Source organism: Sulfitobacter marinus (genome assembly GCF_900116285.1).
GTDB lineage: Bacteria > Pseudomonadota > Alphaproteobacteria > Rhodobacterales > Rhodobacteraceae > Sulfitobacter > Sulfitobacter marinus.
Genome location: NZ_FPAJ01000001.1, coordinates 820,574 through 841,447, shown reverse-complemented (window position 1 = coordinate 841,447; position 20,874 = coordinate 820,574). Strand labels below are relative to the sequence as shown.

Annotated in this window: 19 protein-coding genes; 16 read left to right on the top strand and 3 right to left on the bottom strand. The window is 57.4% G+C overall.

Annotated features, from left to right (window positions below):
- Positions 1-19 precede the first annotated feature (19 nt).
- The 15 genes from BM347_RS04125 (at position 20) to BM347_RS04055 (ending at position 16,232) form a co-directional block, all read left to right on the top strand.
- Positions 20-994 (top strand): FecCD family ABC transporter permease, encoded by a 975-nt coding sequence (locus BM347_RS04125; protein WP_093915420.1) that lies wholly within the window; start codon positions 20-22, stop codon positions 992-994.
- Entirely contained in the window at positions 991-2,037 is a 1,047-nt protein-coding gene (locus BM347_RS04120) for a FecCD family ABC transporter permease (protein WP_093915105.1), read from the top strand. The genes BM347_RS04125 and BM347_RS04120 overlap by 4 nt, the downstream gene beginning before the upstream one ends.
- Positions 2,034-2,855 (top strand): ABC transporter ATP-binding protein, encoded by an 822-nt coding sequence (locus tag BM347_RS04115; protein ID WP_093915104.1) that lies wholly within the window; start codon positions 2,034-2,036, stop codon positions 2,853-2,855. The genes BM347_RS04120 and BM347_RS04115 overlap by 4 nt, the downstream gene beginning before the upstream one ends.
- Before the next feature lie 173 nt (positions 2,856-3,028).
- Positions 3,029-5,044, top strand: a complete 2,016-nt coding sequence (locus BM347_RS04110; RefSeq protein WP_217644004.1) for a TonB-dependent siderophore receptor — start codon at positions 3,029-3,031, stop codon at positions 5,042-5,044.
- A gap of 85 nt (positions 5,045-5,129) precedes the next feature.
- Entirely contained in the window at positions 5,130-6,179 is a 1,050-nt protein-coding gene (locus BM347_RS04105; RefSeq protein WP_093915102.1) for a siderophore-interacting protein, read from the top strand.
- Between the two features lie 100 nt (positions 6,180-6,279).
- Positions 6,280-6,921, top strand: a complete 642-nt coding sequence (gene gmk / locus BM347_RS04100; protein ID WP_093915101.1) for a guanylate kinase — start codon at positions 6,280-6,282, stop codon at positions 6,919-6,921.
- Complete coding sequence (locus BM347_RS04095; protein ID WP_093915100.1) at positions 6,918-7,439, top strand: gamma carbonic anhydrase family protein; 522 nt, start codon at positions 6,918-6,920, stop codon at positions 7,437-7,439. Before gmk ends, BM347_RS04095 begins: the two co-directional genes overlap by 4 nt.
- A 3-nt stretch (positions 7,440-7,442) precedes the next feature.
- Positions 7,443-8,492 (top strand): ATP-binding protein, encoded by a 1,050-nt coding sequence (locus tag BM347_RS04090; protein ID WP_093915099.1) that lies wholly within the window; start codon positions 7,443-7,445, stop codon positions 8,490-8,492.
- A 143-nt stretch (positions 8,493-8,635) separates the two neighbouring features.
- Positions 8,636-9,667 (top strand): substrate-binding domain-containing protein, encoded by a 1,032-nt coding sequence (locus BM347_RS04085; RefSeq protein ID WP_093915098.1) that lies wholly within the window; start codon positions 8,636-8,638, stop codon positions 9,665-9,667.
- A 108-nt stretch (positions 9,668-9,775) separates the two neighbouring features.
- Entirely contained in the window at positions 9,776-11,257 is a 1,482-nt protein-coding gene (gene pstC / locus BM347_RS04080) for a phosphate ABC transporter permease subunit PstC (RefSeq protein ID WP_093915097.1), read from the top strand.
- Positions 11,254-12,615 carry a phosphate ABC transporter permease PstA gene (pstA, locus tag BM347_RS04075; RefSeq protein WP_093915096.1) on the top strand — a complete coding sequence of 454 codons (1,362 nt, stop codon included), beginning with the start codon at positions 11,254-11,256 and terminating at the stop codon, positions 12,613-12,615. The genes pstC and pstA overlap by 4 nt, the downstream gene beginning before the upstream one ends.
- 17 nt (positions 12,616-12,632) lie before the next feature.
- On the top strand, positions 12,633-13,430 hold the full coding sequence (gene pstB, locus BM347_RS04070) for a phosphate ABC transporter ATP-binding protein PstB (protein ID WP_093915419.1): 798 nt from the start codon (positions 12,633-12,635) through the stop codon (positions 13,428-13,430).
- A gap of 5 nt (positions 13,431-13,435) precedes the next feature.
- Positions 13,436-14,143 (top strand): phosphate signaling complex protein PhoU, encoded by a 708-nt coding sequence (gene phoU / locus BM347_RS04065; RefSeq protein ID WP_093915095.1) that lies wholly within the window; start codon positions 13,436-13,438, stop codon positions 14,141-14,143.
- 3 nt (positions 14,144-14,146) lie between these two features.
- Positions 14,147-14,836, top strand: coding sequence for a phosphate regulon transcriptional regulator PhoB (gene phoB, locus BM347_RS04060; RefSeq protein WP_093915094.1), 690 nt, complete (start codon positions 14,147-14,149; stop codon positions 14,834-14,836).
- A 226-nt stretch (positions 14,837-15,062) separates the two neighbouring features.
- On the top strand, positions 15,063-16,232 hold the full coding sequence (locus tag BM347_RS04055; protein ID WP_093915093.1) for a DUF8173 domain-containing protein: 1,170 nt from the start codon (positions 15,063-15,065) through the stop codon (positions 16,230-16,232).
- 142 nt (positions 16,233-16,374) lie between these two features.
- On the opposite strand, the gene BM347_RS04050 is transcribed toward BM347_RS04055, so the two are convergent.
- Positions 16,375-17,058: a helix-turn-helix domain-containing protein gene (locus BM347_RS04050; protein WP_093915092.1), complete on the bottom strand. Its 684-nt coding sequence runs from the start codon at positions 17,056-17,058 to the stop codon at positions 16,375-16,377.
- A 168-nt stretch (positions 17,059-17,226) separates the two neighbouring features.
- Between BM347_RS04050 and BM347_RS04045 the strand changes: the two genes are divergently transcribed.
- Complete coding sequence (locus BM347_RS04045) at positions 17,227-17,985, top strand: response regulator (protein ID WP_093915091.1); 759 nt, start codon at positions 17,227-17,229, stop codon at positions 17,983-17,985.
- Here BM347_RS04045 and BM347_RS04040 read toward each other — a convergent pair.
- Entirely contained in the window at positions 17,955-19,493 is a 1,539-nt protein-coding gene (locus tag BM347_RS04040; RefSeq protein WP_093915090.1) for an ATP-binding protein, read from the bottom strand. The two genes, BM347_RS04045 and BM347_RS04040, sit on opposite strands and share 31 nt — an antisense overlap.
- Positions 19,494-19,574: 81 nt before the next feature.
- Positions 19,575-20,699: a site-2 protease family protein gene (locus BM347_RS04035; RefSeq protein ID WP_093915089.1), complete on the bottom strand. Its 1,125-nt coding sequence runs from the start codon at positions 20,697-20,699 to the stop codon at positions 19,575-19,577.
- Positions 20,700-20,874 lie beyond the last annotated feature (175 nt).

Below are 20,874 nucleotides of genomic sequence, written 5' to 3'. Positions count from 1 at the left end.
AAGCCGCGATCATAAGGCCATGCGTGTGTTTGGTGTCGTTGCGCTGCTGTTGGCGACCGTTGGGTTGTCGCTGGCCGTTGGGACGCGCAGCGTGCCATGGTCCGAGATTTGGGACGGGCTGACGGGGCGGATCGAAACCATTGGTGCCGCTGCTGTCGCAGTGCGGATGCCGCGCACGGCACTGGCCGTTCTGGCAGGCGGAGCCTTGGGGATCGCGGGAGCGGTGATGCAGGGTATTACCCGCAACCCGTTGGCCGATCCGGGAATTTTGGGCGTGAATGCCGGTGCTGCCCTGTTCGTTGTGGTGGGCGTCGCGTGGTTCAACATCAGCGGTGCGACAACATTTCTATGGCTGGGCATTGCCGGCGCGGGCTGTGCGGCGGTTTTTGTCTACGCGATCGGATCAACCGGGCAGGGCGGTGCGACGCCTCTCAAGCTGACCTTGGCGGGTACGGCGACCTCTATTGCCGCATCTGCGTTTATCATTGCGGTGGTGTTGCCGCGCAACGACATCGCGGGCAGCATTCAGTCTTGGCAGGTGGGCGGCATCGGCGGCGCGCGGTTTGACACGATCCTGCCCAGCCTGCCGTTCCTTGCTATCGGGCTTTTGCTTAGCTTGGGATCGGCGCGCATTCTGAATGCACTGGCCTTGGGCGAGGAAATGGCCGCAGGGTTGGGGCAAAACGTAGCGTGGGGCCGCGCGATGGCGGCAGCTGGGGCGATTGTGCTGTGCGGTACGGCGACAGCGCTGTGCGGCCCCATTGGCTTTGTCGGGCTGGTGGTGCCGCATATGTGCCGGATGATTGGGGGTATTGATTACAGAACCATTCTGCCGTTGTCGGCGCTTGGCGGTGCGATCCTGTTGGGGATGGCCGATGTGTTGGGGCGCATCGTCGCGCGTCCGAACGAACTGGACGTGGGGCTTGTCACGGCATTCGTCGGCGCGCCGTTCTTTATCTGGACCGTTCGGCGGCAAAGGATGCGCGGGTTGTGAGCGTTCAAACGGCAGAGGCATCGGACGCGGTGCAAGGCGCAATCCGTCAACGGGTTAACCGGCGCAGTGTGGTGATCTTGGCCTTGTTGATCGCGACCGCACTGATCCTGACGGCTATCACCCTAAGCTGCGGGCGCGGATGCTTTGCGCCCGGTGACGTGATTGCTGCGTTGATGGGCGATGATGCATCTGGGGCGACATTTGTGGTCAACGACCTGCGGTTGCCGCGTGCGCTGATGTCGGTGGTAACGGGGCTATGCTTTGGCTTGGGCGGGGTCGCATTTCAGGTGATGCTGCGCAACCCTCTTGCCAGCCCCGACATCATCGGGATCAGCGCCAGCGCCGGTGCCGCAGCGGTTTTTGCGATTGTTATTTTAGCTTTTGACGGCTGGCTGGTTTCTGCCGTTGCCGTTGTATCCGGTTTGCTGGTTGCGACCCTGATCTGGGCGTTGTCGTCCAATCGGGGTGCGGCCGGGGCGCGGTTGATCCTGATCGGGATCGGCGTGTCGGCGATGTTGGACAGCGTCACGGCCTATATCCTGCTTGAGGCTCCCGCATGGGACCGCGCCGAGGCGATGCGCTGGCTGACGGGCAGTGTGAACGGGGCGCAATTGCCGGATGTTATTCCCGTTCTGGGGGCGTTGATTGTTTTTGGCGGGCTGCTGGCGGCCAGCGCGCGGGATTTGAATATCCTGCGTTTGGGCGATGACGCGGCCCGTGCCCTTGGCGTGCATACCGAAGCCACGCGGCTGCGCGTCACCTTGGCGGCCGTTGGGTTGGTGGCTTTTGCCACGTCCGCTGCGGGGCCCATCGCCTTTGTCGCGTTTTTGTCCGGGCCTATTGCCGCGCGTTTGCTGGGCGGGTCGCGTGGTATTCTGGCGGCTGCGGGCCTTGTCGGCGCGATCCTGGTGCTGGCGGGCGATTTCACGGGTCAGTTCTTGCTGCCCGCACGGCTGCCTGTGGGCGTTGTCACGGGGGCGGTTGGTGCACCGTTTCTGTTGTATCTGATCGTGCGCACCAACCGGAACGGGGGCACAATATGAGCTTTGATAGAACGCTTGAAGCACAGATGCTTTACGCCGGATACGATCAACGCGCGATCCTTGAAGATGTCACGCTTGGGCTGAGGCCGGGGCAGATCACGGCAATCGTCGGCGGCAATGCATCGGGTAAATCGACGCTACTGCGCACGTTGGCGCGGATTTTGCCGACGCAGTCCGGGACGGTTTTGCTGGATGGCAAATCCTTGCATCAAATGCGGTCACGCGATGTGGCGCAGATCATGGGGTTGTTGCCGCAATCGCCCATCGCCCCCGAAGGCATTACCGTTGCCGATCTGGTCGGGCGGGGCCGCCATCCGCATCACGGGCTTTTCTCGCGGTGGGGCGATGATGACGAACGCGCCGTGTCTGAGGCGCTTAAGGCGACGGGAATCGAAGCGCTGGCCGAGCGCGAGCTGGATACATTGTCAGGCGGGCAGCGGCAGCGGGCCTGGATCGCGATGGCCTTGGCCCAAGAAACCGAGCTGCTGCTACTGGATGAACCCACCACATTTCTGGATGTATCGCACCAGGTCGATGTGCTGGATGTGCTGGTTGATATGAACACCAGCCGGGGCACCACCATTGTGATGGTCCTGCATGACCTGAACCTTGCGGCGCGGTATGCGGATCATCTGATCGCGGTGGCGGACAAGGGGATCTACGCCGAAGGCGCGCCCGCTGACATCCTCACCGAAGCGCTGGTGCGCGATGTTTTCGGGCTGGAATGCCAGATCATCAATGACCCGGTTTCCAACACGCCAGCCATGGTTCCTATCGGCCGCCACAAGGTCGCGCGCCGCACGAACAACGCCGCATAAAAATAACCTACAAAAAGAGTCGCATTAGGCTAGAGCTTTGAGGCTATGCGATTTATAGCCTTATCTTAGTGATTCACTAAGTTATATCGGAGCTTCCCTTGTTACCTTCTCTTTCTACACCCCGCCGCTTTGGGCATGGATCCCTCAAGTCATTGTTGATGTGCTGCACGGCAATGTTGCCAGCTGCCGCAGTCGCGCAGGAATCCTACCGTCTGGACGACGTGACACTAGAGGCCGAGGGTTCCCACAGTGGTGCCTCTGATGCGCAATCGGTGGTGGCAACTGGTATCGATTCGGGGGGCAAGTTTTCCGGCGACCTGTTGGACATCGCGGCAAGCGTTTCGGTTGTAACCAGCAAAGAGATCAAGCAGCGCAATGCCGACACCGTCGAAGAGGTGCTGAACTACACCGCCGGTGCCTCCACGGATAGTTACGGTGCAGATGATCGGTATGATTATTTCACGTTGCGCGGTTTCACGGCGCACACCTACCGCGATGGTCTGATGATCGGGAAAAACTTTGGCGGTTTCCGCGAACAGCCGTTCGCCTATGAGCGGGTCGAAGTCTTCAAAGGTGCGAATTCCGCTACTTTTGGTATCTCTGATCCCGGCGGTTCGGTGAACTACGTCACCAAAAAACCGCGCGATGAGAAATTTGGCGAAGTTTACACCCAAATCGGATCTTTCAATACGCAAGAAGTCGGTCTGGATTTTGGTGACAAACTGAACGACGATGGCACGCTAAGCTATCGTTTGACAGGTCTGCTGCGCAACGGCGAGCTTGAATACCCGTTCTCTGAAAACGATGAACTGTTCATCATGGGTGGGCTGACCTGGCGCCCGTCTGATGCGACGGAACTGACCCTTGTTATTGACCATGTTGACATGGACTATGTGCCGGGCAGCGGTGGTTTTCCTGTCGGCTATGATTTCGATCGCAGCTCTGCCTTTTATGGCGAGCCGGACTATAACTATCGCGGGGCCGAGCGGACCTCCGTGTCACTTATGGCCGACCACAATTTCGGCAACGGGCTGAAATTCTCGGGAAATCTGCGCTATGTTGATCGCGAAGACGACTTTGGCTACGCCTATGTGAACGGCACGACTGGGACCACCGTCAACCGTGCGTTCTTCCAAAGCGCCGGCACCACCAAAGCGCTGATCGCTGATGCGCATCTGACCTATGATACCGTCATCGGGGGCGTCAAAAGCAAGACCGTTGCAGGTGTCGAATTTTCGCAATCCGAAACCACCGACCATCGGGATTGGGGATCGGCCCCGTCGGTTAATTTGAACAACCCTGTGCCCACCGGTGCACCGACCAGTGTAGCGGATTATGCTGACGAGGATACCGACACCGATAGCCATGCAGTATATGTGCAACAAGAGCTGAACTGGAGCGATAAAACGATCCTGTCCTTTGGCCTGCGCCACGACTGGATTGATATCACCAAGCAAAACAACCTCAAAAACACCACCACTCAGAATGACATATCTGAGACGACAGGCCGCATCGGGTTGACCTACAAGATCACCCCCGAGGTATCTTTGTACGGTAGCTACGCCCAATCGGTTGTGCCTGCGGGCGCAGGGGTCGATCCCGAAAGAGGTGATCAAATCGAGTTTGGCACGAAATGGCGCCCGGCTGGCACCAATGCGTTGTTCTCGGCGTCGGTCTATCAGCTGTCCAAGACCAACATCAGCCGGACTAACCCGGTGACCAACATGTCCGAACCCATTGGTGAGGTCCGCGTGCGCGGTCTGGATCTGGAAGCAAAGGCCGAGTTCGGTGCATATGATGTGACGGCAGCCTACAGCTTCCTTGATGGCGAGATCGTCGAGAATGGAACATCGGGTAACGTCGGCAACACGCCTGCGTTGGTGTCGTCGCATATCGCGTCGATCTGGGGCAGCCGCACCTGGGAAAACGTTGGACGCGGTGATCTGACAGCGGGTGTCGGCCTGCGCTTTAACGGCGGCTATTACTTTGCCGACTCGAACACGTCTGGTGAGACAGGCAGCTTCTTTGTTGTGGATGCGGCGGTGTCTTATGATGTGACCAAGCAGACAACACTGTCTGCAAGCGTGACCAATCTGTTTGATGAAAAGCACGTGGCCTATGGCGGTGCTTATGCAAACTTCTACAGCCCTGGCCGCGAAGTACAGGTCAGACTGACCCATAGTTGGTAACCAGTACGAGGGCGGCGCATATCTATGCGCCGCCCTTTTTTCATTGGTTAACGTCCATATTCCTTAGCCAAACCAAAGGTTAGCTATGCAAAAAGTCACTGCAGAAACCACCATCGCCCTCGCTGCACCACAGGCGTTGCTGGGTGAGTTTGTCGCGCATATGCGCGACGATCATGGCATGTTCTTTAACGTCGCCGATGATGGCGCGCATAGTTTTGAGAATGATGGCTACCGGATTGAACTTTTCCCGCAGGACCGAGGTCTGCGCATCCGCCTTGAGGCCCCGGACGAGCACGCGATGAGCTTTACCAAAGAGGGGATCGTTCATCACGTTGAAGAATTCGATGTCGCTGCAGCTGAAAGCATCCGCTGGAATAACGAGCAGGCACAGATTGGCACCACGCCCGAGAATTTTCGCGTGCTTACCGTGCTAAAAAGCGAAATGTTGTTTGACGGCATGCAGCGGGTCACCTTGCATTACCCGGATATTAAGGCGCTTCAGTCCCGTGGGATTCATCTACGGCTCATCTTGCCTTGTGATCCGTCCCGTGTGCCGGTCTGGCCGGTGATGGGCGAAAACGGCGCGCCGATTTGGCCCGTGGGCGCAGACGAGTTGCACGCCCGCTATGTCACCTTGAAAAACATCCGTGCGGATGTCGAAGAGGTCGATATCGATATTGTGCGCCATGGCACCGGTATGATTTCGCAATGGGCCCAAAACGCGAGCCAAGGGCAATTGGTCGGGGCGATGGGCCCTGCAGGTATACGAAACCTGCCCGAGGCGAAATCTTATTTTCTTGCGGCTGATGGCACCGGACTGCCAGCGGTTGCGCAATTGCTGTCGCGGCTGTCGCAGGATGCTATGGGCGATGTGGTCGTAGCGCTGCCTGCCTCCGTCGACTATCGTAGCTATCTGCCAGAAACGGGGCTGACCGTTCACACCCTGTCGCCAGACGCGTTTGAGGAAAACGTCGTCGCGATGGCCGAACGGTTGACCATCAAGGACACGACCGGATACGCGTTTTTCGCCGGTGAGTTTGGCAACGCACAAGCCCTGCGCGCGCATTTTAAAAAGGTGCTGGGCCTCGATAAAACAACGCAGATCAGCGCCACCTACTGGCGTCGGGATCGGTGATTAAATCCCGGCTATAACACGGCGGAATCTGCCCTATGCTTGTTGACAGTCGCCAGTTCATGCATTCTTTGTCCGTCCAACAAAGTATGTGGAGACAAACATGAGCGATCGTCGCGGCCTTTTGATTATCCTCAGCTCCCCCTCGGGGGCGGGTAAATCGACCCTTGCGCGCAAGCTGCGCGATTGGGACCCGTCGCTGCAGTTTTCCGTGTCCGCCACCACTCGTACCCCTCGCGTGGGCGAGGTCGATGGCAAAGACTATTTCTTTACTGACGAAGACAAGTTTCGCCACATGGTGAAATCCGGCGAGATGCTGGAGCATGCGCGGGTCTTTGGCAATTACTACGGATCGCCCAAGGGACCGGTGGAAGCCTCTATCGACGAAGGCCGTGATGTGTTGTTCGATGTCGACTGGCAAGGTGCGCAACAGATCAGCACCTCAGCGCTCAAGCAGCATGTTTTGTCGATCTTTATCCTGCCGCCCACGATCCGCGAACTGCGCCGCAGGCTGGAAACACGCGGCCAGGATACCGCCGAAACCATTGCCCTGCGCATGGAAAAAAGCTGGGACGAGATCAGCCATTGGGATGGCTACCACTATGTTTTGATCAACGATAATCTGGCCGAGACCGAGGCCAAGCTGAAGGCGATCATCGTGGCAGAGCGGTTGCGGCTTTCCCAGCAGCCCAATCTGGTGGATCATGTCCGTACACTGCAAGCCGAATTTGAGGAAACAGAATGACCCTATATGCCTTGGTCGATACGGCCCCGAGGGTTGATGCAGATGCGTGGGTTGCACCGGATGCCAATGTGATTGGCAATGTCGTGCTGATGGCCGGAGCGTCGGTTTGGTTCGGCTGCACCCTGCGCGGTGACAACGAGCTGATCACCGTCGGCACGGGCAGCAATGTGCAGGAAAACTGCGTGTTTCATACCGATCCGGGCTGCCCGCTGACCATCGGCGAAAACTGCACCATTGGTCACAAAGTCATGCTGCATGGCTGTACCATTGGCGACAATTCACTGGTGGGCATGGGGGCGACGGTCCTGAACGGGGCCAAGATCGGCAAGAACTGCCTGATCGGGGCAGGGGCGTTGATCACGGAAAACAAGGTGATCCCCGACGGGTCGCTTGTGATGGGCGCGCCGGGCAAAGTTGTGCGCGAACTGGACGCAGCCGCGATTGCAGGGCTGACCGCCAGCGCCAAGCATTACCAAGAAAACGCGCGCCGGTTCCGCCGCGATCTAAAACCCGTCTAGCGGATGGTGATCCGGCCGCTCTTGCCCGATCTGCTGGCGGCATTGCCTTTGCCGACCCTTGCGGTTGATCGCGCTGAACGGATTGTTGCCATGAACACGGCGGCACAGACCCTTGTAGGGACTGCCGCATTGGACCGGCATTATATCAATGTTTTACGCCAGCCCACGGTGGTCGACGCGGTTGAACAATGCCAACGTGATGGCAAACCCCACGAGGCACATTACCTGTCCAGTGACGGGGGCAATGACACGCGATTTCAGGTCTATGTCAGCGCGGTCAGCGGGTCCGATTATGTGTTGCTTAGCTTTCAGGACATCACCCAACTGACCAAGGCCAGCCAGATGCGTCGCGATTTTGTGGCAAATGTCAGCCATGAATTGCGCACGCCGCTGACCGCCTTGATGGGGTTCATCGAAACCTTGCGCGGGCCGGCGCGCGATGATGCACCTGCACGTGACCGATTTTTGGGGATCATGACCGGAGAGGCCGAGCGCATGAACCGCTTGGTGGGCGATTTGCTGTCGCTCAGCCGGGTCGAATCCGAAGAACGGCTGCGGCCAACGCAAAAGGTTGATCTGCGCTATGTGGTGCAATCGACCTTGCGCAACCTGAACCCCCTCGCGGTCGAGGCCGAGGTATCCTTGGTGCCGCGCATGGCCGATAATGATTTGCCGATGATTGGCGATTCTGATCAGTTGTTGCAGGTGTTTACCAACCTCATTGAAAACGCGATCAAATATGGCGGCAAAGGCAAAACCGTCGAGATTGACGTTGAAACTACCTTGCGTGATCCGTCTTTGCGCGGCCCAGCGGTACGGGTCACGGTCATTGACCACGGCCCCGGCATTGATCCGCTACATATCCCGCGCCTGACCGAGCGGTTTTACCGCGCCGACAGCCACCGCAGCCGCGCACTTGGCGGGACGGGGCTGGGTCTGGCGATTGTAAAACATATATTAAGCCGTCACCGCGGACGGTTGAAAATCGACAGCGAGCTTGGAAAAGGCAGCCGGTTCACGGTGATTCTGCCCTTGGACCCGGCCCAAGACTAAGGGCAGGTGAAAAAAAAGATGACAGTTTCCTGCGCTGTCATAAAACTGTAACACTACTGTCACAAAAGCCAAACGAAGCGCACATAGTGCTGCGGAGAGATCACCATGGGGGTGGTCAAAAATTTTTGCTGACAGGAGACATCATGTCGCTCGTTAAAATCACTACATCCGCATTGGCCATTTCCGCCGTTTGCGCGACAGCTGCCGTTGCTCGCGATCAGGTCCAAGTTGCTGGTTCTTCCACAGTTCTTCCTTACGCGTCCATCGTTGCCGAAGCATTTGGTGAAAACTTTGATTTCCCAACACCTGTTGTTGAATCCGGTGGTTCTTCTGCTGGTCTCAAGCGTTTTTGCGAAGGTGTGGGCGAAAACACAATCGACGTTGCAAACTCCTCGCGTCCGATCCGTGACAGCGACATCGAGCTGTGCACCAAGAACGGCGTGACAGACATTATCGAAGTTCGCATCGGTTACGACGGCATTGTTTTCGCCAGCCAGATCGACGGCCCGGCATATACTGCCTTTGAGCCTGCCGACATCTTTAACGCTTTGGGATCCAAAGTGCTGGTTGACGGCAAAGTCGTCGCAAACCCGCATACACAATGGGCCGACTTTAACGCTGATCTGCCAGCGTCCGACATTCTGGCATTCATCCCCGGCACCAAGCACGGCACCCGCGAGGTGTTCGAAGACAAGGTTCTGCTGCAAGGCTGTGAAGATACAGGCGCGATGCAGGCCATGATGGACGGCGGCATGGACGAAGATGCGGCAGAAGATGCATGTATCGAAGTACGTGGCAACGGCATCACCGTCGATATCGACGGCGACTACACCGAAACCCTTGCACGGGTAGACAGCAACCCCAACGGCATAGGCGTGTTCGGTTTGGCGTTCTACGAGAACAACACAGACAAGCTGAAAGTTGCGACAATCGGTGGCGTCGAGCCAAAGACAGAAACCATCGCGTCCGGTGAGTATCCTGTGTCCCGCCCCTTGTTCTTCTTCATCAAGAAAGCCCACATCGGCGTTATCCCTGGCCTAAAAGAATACGCTGAATTCTTTATCGCAGACGAGATCGCAGGCCCAGACGGCCCGCTGTCCGCCTACGGCCTCGTATCCGACCCCGAGCTGGCAACGACACAAGAAGCCGTCAGCAACGAAGACACATTGAACTAAATCCATCTGGGCGGCCCGTTCGCGGGCCGCCTTACTCTCGGGGTCCCGCACAATCGCTTGTAATCGCGGGGGTCGCGATCCCACATTCAACCAAAGAGGCCCCCCGCAATGCCCGCCAGCTGGATCCTTCTAAGCGTACTGGCTCTTACCCTGATCGGGTATTTCCTTGCACGCCAACGCGCCGTTGCATCGGCAGGGGGGGATCGGCGCTTGCTGCATTCCCTGCCCAATTACTACGGGCTGAACGCAGCCCTTGCCGCCGCTGTTCCCGCGCTCGCATTGCTTTGTGCCTGGATGATTATCCAGCCCCTTGCCATCAACAGCTACATTTCAAATGACCTGCCCGCCGAAGTTCGTGCAGTCCCCGGCGAGCTGTCGCTGGCCATGGCCGATATCAGCCGGGTTGCCGACGGGCTGAGCGAAGCGGTCGCCCGCGGGGCAATCACCACCGAGGAACTGGACAAGCTTGATGCGGAGGCTTCGGACGTGCGCAGCCTGCTTGCTGGCGTTGGTGTAGCACTTGGGTCTGACGTGGATGCGCAAAGCCTTGATCTGGCCCGCAGCTACCGCGCAGCGACCAATACCGGAAACATCCTGCGCAATGTGGTTGTGTTGCTCGTTGCACTGGCAGGCATGGCCATCGCGGTCATGATCACCAACAAGGATTTCCGCGCCCGCAACTTTGTTGAACGCGCAATTCTTTTTCTGCTGGTCGCGGCGGCCTCCGTCGCGATTTTGACCACCATCGGAATCGTCTTTTCACTGATCTTCAACACCGTTGATTTCTTCTCGCGCTATCCGGCGGACGATTTCTTTTTCGGAACACGGTGGGAGCCAAGCTTTTCTGGGCGTGGCGGGGCATCGGATCTGGGCTTTCTGCCGCTGATCTGGGGGACCTTGTTTATCTCGCTGATCGCGCTGATTGTCGCCGTGCCGCTTGGGTTGATGTCCGCGATCTATCTTTCTGAATACGCCTCAAAACCGGTGCGTGCCGTCGCAAAGCCCTTGCTTGAAGTCTTGGCCGGTATTCCAACCATCGTTTACGGGCTTTTCGCGCTGCTGACGGTGGGGCCGCTGCTGCTGGATATCTTTGGTCGTGACGGTGCGCTTGGCGTCAACTGGATGTCGGGCGGTACGGCTGCGATGACAGCGGGGTTGGTCATGGGCATGATGCTGATCCCTTTCGTATCTTCTCTGTCAGACGATATCATCAACGCCGTTCCCCAAGCGATGCGCGATGGGTCATACGGGTTGGGTGCCACACAGTCTGAAACGCTCAAGCAGGTGATCCTGCCTGCCGCGCTGCCGGGTATTGTGGGTGCCATTCTTTTGGCGGCGTCCCGTGCCATCGGCGAGACAATGATCGTTGTTCTTGGGGCAGGGGCGGCGGCATCGCTTTCGATGAACCCGTTCGACGCCATGACCACCGTCACCGCCAAGATCGTCAGTCAACTGACCGGAGATGGTGAATTCAACAGCCCTGAAACGCTGGTCGCCTTTGCGCTTGGGATGACGTTGTTCGTTATCACACTGGCCCTGAATATCTTCGCCCTTTGGATCGTCCGCCGCTATCGGGAGCAATACGAATGACCGACACAAACACATCTATGGCCCCCGCTGGCGAACCCAAACGATTTGGGTCACTGCTGGAGCAATCGGACCGGACAAAGCGCCGCAATGCAAAGGAAAAACGATTTCGTTTGTACGGTGTTGCAGCCATCGCGGTTGGTCTGATTTTTCTGACGGCGCTGGTTGTGACGATCATTCTCAACGGTATCCCGGCGTTCACCCAAACCCACATGACGCTGCAAATCGAACTGCCCGCAGACAAGCTGGACAAGAAGGGCGAACGCAATCTTGCGGACATCAAAAAGGTTTCGACATTCGGGTATAATCCGCTGATTGACGCCGCCTTGGTACGTGCCGTCACCGAGGCTGGAGTTGAGACGGATATTACGAAAGGCAAAGACCTTCGTGACATGCTGTCCAGCGGGGCAGGTGCTCAATTGCGCAATGCCGTGCTGGAAAACCCTGATCTTATTGGCACCACCCATGCTTTTACGCTGCTGACCTCTTCACGCGTGGACGGCTATATGAAGGGACGCGTCACACGCGTTAGTCTGGCCCGGGATAAAAACCTGACGCCTGAACACCTGAATATTGTGGATGGGCTTGTCGACACGGGTGCAATCCGCCGTAGCTTCAGCTGGAATTTTATCACCGGTACGGATGCCTCCGAAAGCCGCCCTGAACAGGCTGGCATGGGCGTTGCGATGCTGGGGTCGTTTTTCATGATGCTAGTCGTGCTCGTGCTGTCCCTACCAATCGGGGTTGCCGCATCGATCTATCTCGAGGAATTCGCCCCCCAGAACACCTTCACCGACTTTATTGAGGTGAATATCTCCAATTTGGCGGCGGTGCCCTCTATCGTGTTTGGTATCTTGGGCCTTGCCGTGTTCATTCAGTTTGCGCATCTGCCGCAATCGGCACCTATCGTTGGTGGCTTGACCCTGACCTTGATGACCCTCCCGACCATCGTGATTTCGACCCGCGCCTCACTTAAATCGGTGCCGCCGTCGATCCGCGATGCTGCACTTGGGGTTGGGGCGTCCAAGATGCAGTCCGTGTTGCACCATGTTTTGCCGCTGGCCATGCCCGGCATCTTGACCGGCACAATCATCGGGTTGGCCCAAGCTCTTGGCGAAACAGCGCCATTGCTGCTCATCGGGATGGTCGGCTACATCGCGACGAACTACCCCGACGGGATCGCCTCTGGCTTTTTGGACCCGAACTCGGCCATGCCCGCGCAAATCTATGAATGGGCCAAACGCGCAGACCCGGCATTTTACGAACGTGCCTGGGGTGGTATCATTATCCTGCTGGTGTTCCTTGTTACCATGAACGCCATCGCCGTTATGCTGCGGCGCAGGTTCGAGCGGCGCTGGTAGGAATGGGCGGTAAGGCTATGAAAGACAATATTATTTCGGAGATGGACGTGACGACAGACAAGATCAAAATCTCGGCCCGTGACGTGCAGGTCTATTATGGTGACAACCACGCCATCAAGGATGTCTCGGTCGAGATCCAGGATAAAACCGTTACGGCCTTCATCGGCCCATCGGGCTGCGGTAAGTCAACTTTCTTGCGTTGTATCAATAGGATGAACGACACAATTGATATCTGTCGCGTCGAAGGAGATATCCTGATTGACGGCGAAGACATCTATGACAGCAACGTTGACCCCGTGCAGTTACGCGCCAAGGTGGGGATGGTGTTTCAAAAGCCGAACCCGTTCCCCAAATCGATCTATGACAACGTCGCCTACGGCCCTCGTATCCACGGCCTTGCGCGCAACAAAAGCGAGTTGGACGATATCGTTGAACGCGCCCTGAAACGAGCGGCGATCTGGAACGAGGTCAAAGATCGCTTGCATGCGCCGGGCACCGGCCTGTCAGGTGGCCAGCAGCAGCGTCTATGCATTGCGCGCGCCATCGCGACTGAACCTGAAGTGCTGCTGATGGATGAACCCTGTTCCGCGCTTGACCCGATCGCCACCGCGCAGGTCGAAGAGCTGATTGACGAACTGCGTCAGGATTATTCCGTGGTGATCGTCACGCACTCCATGCAGCAAGCGGCGCGGGTCAGCCAGAAAACCGCGTTTTTCCACCTGGGTAACTTGGTTGAATACGGCGAAACAGACAAGATTTTCACATCGCCCGAGGACCCTCGGACGGAAAGCTATATCACAGGCCGGATTGGATAAATATCATGTCAGATCAACATATTGCCTCTGCTTTTGACCGCGATCTGGAAAGCGTTCAGGCGCAGATTATGAAAATGGGCGGGATGGTCGAAGATGCCATTCGCCTTGCCGCGCAATCGCTTGAGGCGCGCGATGAAGAACTGGCCGCGCAGGTCCGTGACGGTGACAAGGCGATTGATGCGCTGGAAGAACTGATTAACGAACGCGCCGCCCGCGTTATCGCGTTGCGTGCGCCAACGGCGATTGATTTGCGTCTGATCCTCAGTGTGATCAAGATCAGTGCCAGTCTGGAACGTATCGGTGACTATGCGAAAAACATGGCCAAGCGGAACACGGTTCTGGCGCAACTGCCCGAGGTCAGCGACAGCACCGGCGCGATCCGTCGCATGTGTAAAACCGTTGAGGCCATGCTGAAGGACGCGCTGGACAGCTATGTGCAACGCGACGCCGAGCTGGCGATGGACGTCATTGGCCGCGACAAGGACGTCGACCAGATGTACAACGCCTTGTTCCGCGAATTCCTGACCTTTATGATGGAAGATCCGCGCAATATCACCTCATGCATGCATCTGCATTTCATCGCCAAAAACGTGGAGCGCATGGGCGATCTGGTGACATCCATTGCCGAACAGGTCGTGTATCTGGTCACCGGCACGCAACCGGACGAAGATCGCCCCAAAGCCGATGATACTTCGACCCAGCTAAAGGCGTAAATCATGTCTGTGGCACATCCTCAGATACTGCTGGTGGAAGACGAACCGGCACAGCGCGAAATCCTCGCCTATAACCTGACATCCGAGGGCTTTGAGGTGCGGCGGGCCGAGAATGGCGAAGAGGCGATGCTGCTTGTTTCCGAAGCGCTGCCGGATTTGGTGATCCTTGACTGGATGATGCCGCTGCTCAGCGGGATCGAGGTGTGTCGCCAGCTTAAGAACCGTGAGGACACGCGCCATATTCCCGTGATCATGCTGTCCGCCCGATCCGAAGAGGTCGACACCGTGCGCGGCCTTGAAACGGGCGCGGATGACTATGTGGTCAAACCCTATTCCATGCGCGAATTGATGGCCCGTGTCCGCACCCAATTGCGCCGCGTGCGCCCGGCCTCGGGAGGTGTATCGCTAAGCTTTGACGACATTACCCTTGATCCCGAAACGCACCGTGTGAACCGTGATGAACAGGCGTTGAAACTGGGGCCGACGGAATACCGGTTGCTGGTGACCTTGCTGGAGCGTCCGGGGCGGGTATTCAGCCGCGATCAGCTTTTGGATCACGTATGGGGGCGTGACATATATGTGGATACGCGCACCGTGGACGTCCACATCGCACGTCTGCGCAAAGCATTAACCCAGCACGGTGGTAATGATCCGATCCGCACAGTGCGCGGCGCAGGGTATGCATTAGGGTAGCCTGTTAATCGTTTGATTTTGTTTGATTTTCATCCAAGTAGATGTTTTGAAAATCTTAATGTATTGGTTTAAATTATATTCATAAGATTTTGAAATGTTAACAAAATTTAATGTAGCGAAGGCGGTCCGTCTTATGCCCTTTATGGCAAATTGATACTGATCAACTCACCTGTCCAGCCTCTTGCATAGTGTTTCCGCATACTGAACCTATCAAAGGAGAGTGACGATGATCGGACTGATGAGAGTGCTCACGACCTGCGCCGCGATGATCATTGCTGGGCAAGCCGTGGCTGAGACGGCGGAACGCACGCTTGGCGATGACATATTCCGCGCTGGAGATACCACAATGCCCGTGCAAGGCGCACGGGATGTGTTCGCGACAGGGACCACGGTGACATTGCAAGGCGAGATTGCCGAGGATGCGCATGCCGTCGGGTTTGACGTGGACGCGGAGGTGGCCACGGGCGGCGATCTTTACCTTATTGGCTTTTCTGTCAGCCTAAGGGGCAGTGTTGGCGGTGATTTGAATGCGTCCGGGTTCCGGGTCAGGACAGCCCCCGACGCGAATGTGGTCGGCAATGCCCGGCTGGCAGGTGGGCAAGTCACGATTGACGGGCCTGTGGGCGGTGCACTGATGGCGGCAGGCGGGAAGGTGACGCTGAATGCGCCTGTAGGCGGTGACGTTTTGATGACCGGCGAAACTCTGGAATTCGGCAAGGACGCGCGTATTGATGGCAGGCTGACCTATTCTGCGCCGACCCGCCTGAATATCCCCACCGATGTCATCGCGGCGGACCGGGTCACATTCGAGCCCTATCACCGGGGCGATGTTATGAAAGACGCGCGTGACATGTGGTCTGATTGGGAAAACCCTGTCCTGCCGACCTTTATGTCGATGTTCAGCGCGTTTTTGGTGACCGTGGCGTTCTTTGTGGTGATCGGTGCGTTGTTTCTGACGCTTGTCCCCAACCGCGTGCGCGCTCTGCGTCGCAAAATCGAGGCGCGGCCCGGCAAGGCGTTGTTGTTTGGTGTGGTGGGGCTGTCGATTTTGGTCGGTTTGGTCCCGATCAGCGCGATGACGGTGATTGGCCTGCCGCTTGTGCCGATCGTCTTGCTTGGGGTGGTTGCGATCTGGACGCTTGGCTACATCCTTGGGGCCTATGCGCTCACGATCCGCGTCTTGCACAGCTTTGGCTCTGACGAGAACCCGAAAATCTGGGTGCGGCTGCTGGCGCTGGTTGCCGGCGTTACCTTTGCGTCGCTGTTGAATTTTATCCCCGTGATCGGATGGATTGCGAATTTTGCCTTGGTATTGCTGGGGATCGGCGGCATGACGATCGTGCTTTTCGAACGCATGGGCGGCGACACCGGCCCGGTTCTGGATGCGCCAGACTGATCGCGGCGAGACGGTCATAGGGGGCGGCGCTGTGCAAGGCCCCCTATAAAACACGACCCTCTGCAAACAAAATGACCGCTGGCAGAAATGTCAGCGGTCATCGTTTGTGCCTGTCATGGCCTGTCGGCCAAGGCCGGGGTGCTCAATCTTCGGATTGTGACGCGTCCAGCAGGGCCCCCGTGTCGAGCACCAGAACCGTTTGAGGTGTCTCAAGAGAAATGACGCCGTCCTTGCGCAATATGCTGAACGTGCGGCTGACGGTTTCAACGGTAAGGCCCAGAAAATCGGCAATGTCAGCGCGGCTCATGGGTAAGGAAAACGCGGTGTAATTGCCAAGCGGTGCGCCGGTGCGATTGGAAATGGCCAAAAGGAAAGACGCCACTTTCTCGGCTGCGGATTTGCGGGCAAGCATCATGAAATGATCTTGCATGGCGGTGATTTCGCGCAAGGCCGCGCGCAAAAGGCGCTGATGCGTTTCAGGATCACCCGCGCCGGTTTCCAGTTTAGAGCGGCGATGCGCGATGATTTCGGCGGTGGCTACCACATCGCAATCGGTGTGGTGTGCGTCGCCGTTGGGAAAGCCGATGATGTCGCCGGGCAATCCGAATGCAATCACCTGCCGCCGGCCATTCTCAAGCACCCGCGTCAGACGCAAAACACCGGACTTCACCTCGTAGACATGGTTGGCGGTGTCACCTTCGTGAAACAGGTTGGCACCCGTGGCATAGGTTCTGTGTTGCGTGTGAGAAGCGGCGGGCTGCGACAAAAGGCGTGCGCCCATCGCTTGATCTGCTGATGTGGATTCGCTTGAAAGTGTTACGTACATGATGCATTCCCCAATTTGATTGAGGAGACATTCTCAAGTAATGGTCGCAGCAGGACGTGCATCAGAGTATCAAATTGTATCGGTTTGTATCCGGAGACGACACCACTCATACGGGTGGAAAATATTTGGCATTTACTTTATGTTATTAACTTCGAGGGGACCGGAGCTATGACGCAGAAGAGAATTCTTGTCGTCGATGACGATCTGAAAATTCGTACGCTCCTTCGGCGGTGTCTTGAAGGGGATGGATATCACGTGGACGAGGCCACCAATTCCCAAGAGGTGCGCGACGCCTTTGGGGCCGGTATGCCGGATCTGGTGACCCTTGACCTGAACCTTGGCGACGAGGACGGGTTGAACATCGCCCGTGACATTCGCCGCGACCACGAAGTCCCGATCATTATGGTGACCGGTAAGGACGACGTTATTGACCGCGTTGTCGGGCTGGAACTAGGTGCTGATGACTATCTAACGAAACCGTTTCATGTGCGCGAAGTTTTGGCGCGGGTTCATTCGGTGCTGCGCCGCGCCGAACGGCATGCACCTGTAAAGGCCGATGCCAGTCCTAAAACGCCGCAAAACGACGGCTTGCTAGATCTGGATGGTTTGAAAATCGGGCTGGACCAAATGCTTTTGGTTGACCGCGCGGGGCAGCATAGCGAATTGACCACTGCCGATTTCAAGCTACTGGCGGCCTTTTTGAACAACCCGCAAAAGCCGCTGTCCCGTGACAGGTTGATGGATTTGATCGGGGGGCATGACTGGGCCCCGCTGGACCGGACCATCGACAATCAAGTGGCGCGCCTGCGCAAGAAAATCGAGCGGGACGTGTCGCGGCCCGTGTTGATCAAGACGGTGCGCGGCATCGGCTATATGCTGACAGCGCGCGCCGTGGATCAGGGCGCTGTTTCGTCGAACACCGCCTGAAGCGCCTGGGCCAGTTCGGCCTGACGGTATGGTTTGCGCAGGATCGCGGTGTCGGCACCGATTTCTTCTGCGCGCAGCACGCCTTCGAAAAACCCTGAGGTCATCAACACCCGCAATTGCGGTTTCTCTGCCGCGATCCGCTTGGCCAAGTCATGGCCTGTCATCTTTCCGGGCATCACCAGATCGGTGAACACCAGATCGATATCGTCGCGCTCTTGCAATATGGCCCATGCCGCATCTGCGGTTTCGGCGGTGATGCAGCGAAAGCCAAAGGCTAGCAGGCGGGCCTTGGACAGGCGCATGACACGCACGTCGTCCTCGACCAAAAGGATCAGCCGGTCCGCGCCGATGGTCCCATAGGCCTGGTCATCATCCTTGGCGGCGACCTCTTTGGTTTTAGCATCCATTGAGGCCGGGAAATACAGGCTGATTGTGGTGCCTTGGCCCAGCTCACTGTAGATCGTGACATGGCCCGAGGATTGTTTGACGAAACCATAGACCATCGACAAGCCAAGCCCGGTGCCTTCGCCGGTTGGTTTCGTGGTAAAGAACGGCTCCATCGCGCGGTTACGGGTTTCGGGCGACATGCCTTCACCGGTATCACTGACAGACAGGCGGACATAGCTGCCGGTATCAATCCCGATTTCCTGCGCGATATAGGAATCGTCCAACACGACATTGCGGGTTTCAAAAAACACTTTGCCGCCATTGGGCATCGCATCCTGCGCGTTCAGGGCAAGGTTCAGCACAGCGGTTTGCAGCTGTGTTGCGTCCGCGCGGGTGTGCCAAAGATCATCGGCCAGCGCGGCCTCGACGGTGACATGGGCACCGATTGTCCGCCGAAGCATGGACACGGCCCGCGATACCTCATCATTCATTGCGACGGTATCAAGCTTGAGGTTGGTGGTGCGCGCAAATGCCATCAACCGCGAGGTTAGGTCCGCGCCCAACTCGGCTGCCTCAAGCGCGTCGGTGATCATCGCGCGGCTTTTTTCACGGGTTTCATCCATCTCAAGCAGCTCAAGATTTCCGATAACAACGGCTAGCAAGTTGTTGAAATCATGCGCGATTCCGCCTGTCATCTGCCCAATCGCATCCATGCGCTGAGATCGCGCTGCGGCTTCCTCGGCGGCACGTCTACGGGATTGATCATGCAAAATACCGACAAAGGCGACTTCGCCGGCAATATCGGCACGCCCGACCGACAGATGCAGCGGAAAGATCGTGCCATCCGCGCGTATGCCCTCGACATCCCGGCCCAGCCCGATGATCCGCTTTTCGCCCGTCTCAAGATGGTGGCGCAGAAAGCCGTCATGCTGCACGGCCATGCTTTGCGGCATCAGGACCTTTACGTTCTGACCTGTAAGGCCCTCGACCGTATGCCCAAAAAGGGTCGCAGCGGCCTTGTTCACACGCAGTATTGTGCCCGATTGATCCGAAATCAGAATTGCATCAACCGCCGCATCCAGTAGTGCAAGCAGGACAGCGCCGTCGTCCTCAATTTCCATCTATTCACTTCCGCGTCAAAAAATCCGGGCCGGTCATATTGATGACCATCGGCCTAGTTTTCCACACATAGAAGAGACGCGCTAGTTAATATCCCGTGAAACGTTCAACAGGGCCATCATATTGGCAAGCGTAATCACCCCAACAAGGTCATGCGCCTCGACAACCAGGAATTTGCGTCGGCCGGTTTTCTGCATCAGTTCGATCAGATCCACGGCCATCACGTCAAAAGACACAGTGTTTTCGGACGATGTCGGTTCTACAACGTCTTCGACGATGGTGGTGGTCCAGTGCTCACGGTCGATCTTGTGCAGAATTTGGGTATCGACATACCCCAGCAAGGTGCCGCTTTCGACCACGGGGGCAAAGCTGATCGAATGTTTGAGAAAGACCCGGTTGACCAGCTCTGACAACGACATGTCGGGTTCAGCCGTCCATGGGTTCCGTGTCATCAGGCTGGCCACGCTACGCCCCTCCAGCGCGGTTTTTGTCTCAAGCTGGGTCAATGTCGCGCGCGAGGTTGCGAGCAGGAACAGCCCGATCAGGACCGGCCAGAAGCCTGACGTCGGCGCGCCGGAAAACACGGCATAAAGGCCAAGCGCCATCAGCCCGTAGGCAAAAAAGCTTGAGATCGCGACTGCTCTGCGCGTGGATGCCATCAGATCGCCGGACCGTGCCCAGAGCCATGCGCGCAATACGCGGCCCCCGTCCATCGGAAAGGCGGGCAGCAAATTGAACAGGGCCAGAACCAGATTGATGACCGCCAGATAGGACAGGATCGCCTGCACCGGAACAGATAGCCCGGCAAAAGAGGCCGCCAGCTCACTGAACCAAAACGCCAGGGCGATGGCGGCGCTGGCCAAGGGGCCGGCGATGGCGATCCAGAACTCAGTGTTGCCGCTTTGAGGTTCTGACTGGAGCTCGGCCACACCGCCGAACAGAAACAAGGTGATCCCGGCGACCTTAACCCCGAAACGCGCGGCGACCACGGCGTGGGCCAGTTCATGCAGCAGCAGCGATCCGAACAGCCCCAGCATCGAGATCACAGAGATGGTCAGGATCGTCGGTCGGCCAAGGTCTGGCAATTGGCTGGGGAAATAGGTCGTTGAAAGGCTCCAAACCATGAGCGCGGCGATCAACACCCAACTGGCATCAATCTTGATGTCAAATCCGCGCAGCTGCGCGATCTTTATGGCATTACCCCACATATTTTACCCCGTCGGCATCTTTGTTATTTTTGATCTGGCGGGCCGACCTGCGTGCTGCATATGCGCAGGGCAGGGCGGCTGGACGCGTCTTTGTACGTTTCGTTTCTGGACATGCTGGATTCCTGTGCCCGGCACCTTACCCCTTTGTTAGCTCAGTTTTTTTGATAGGGGTTGA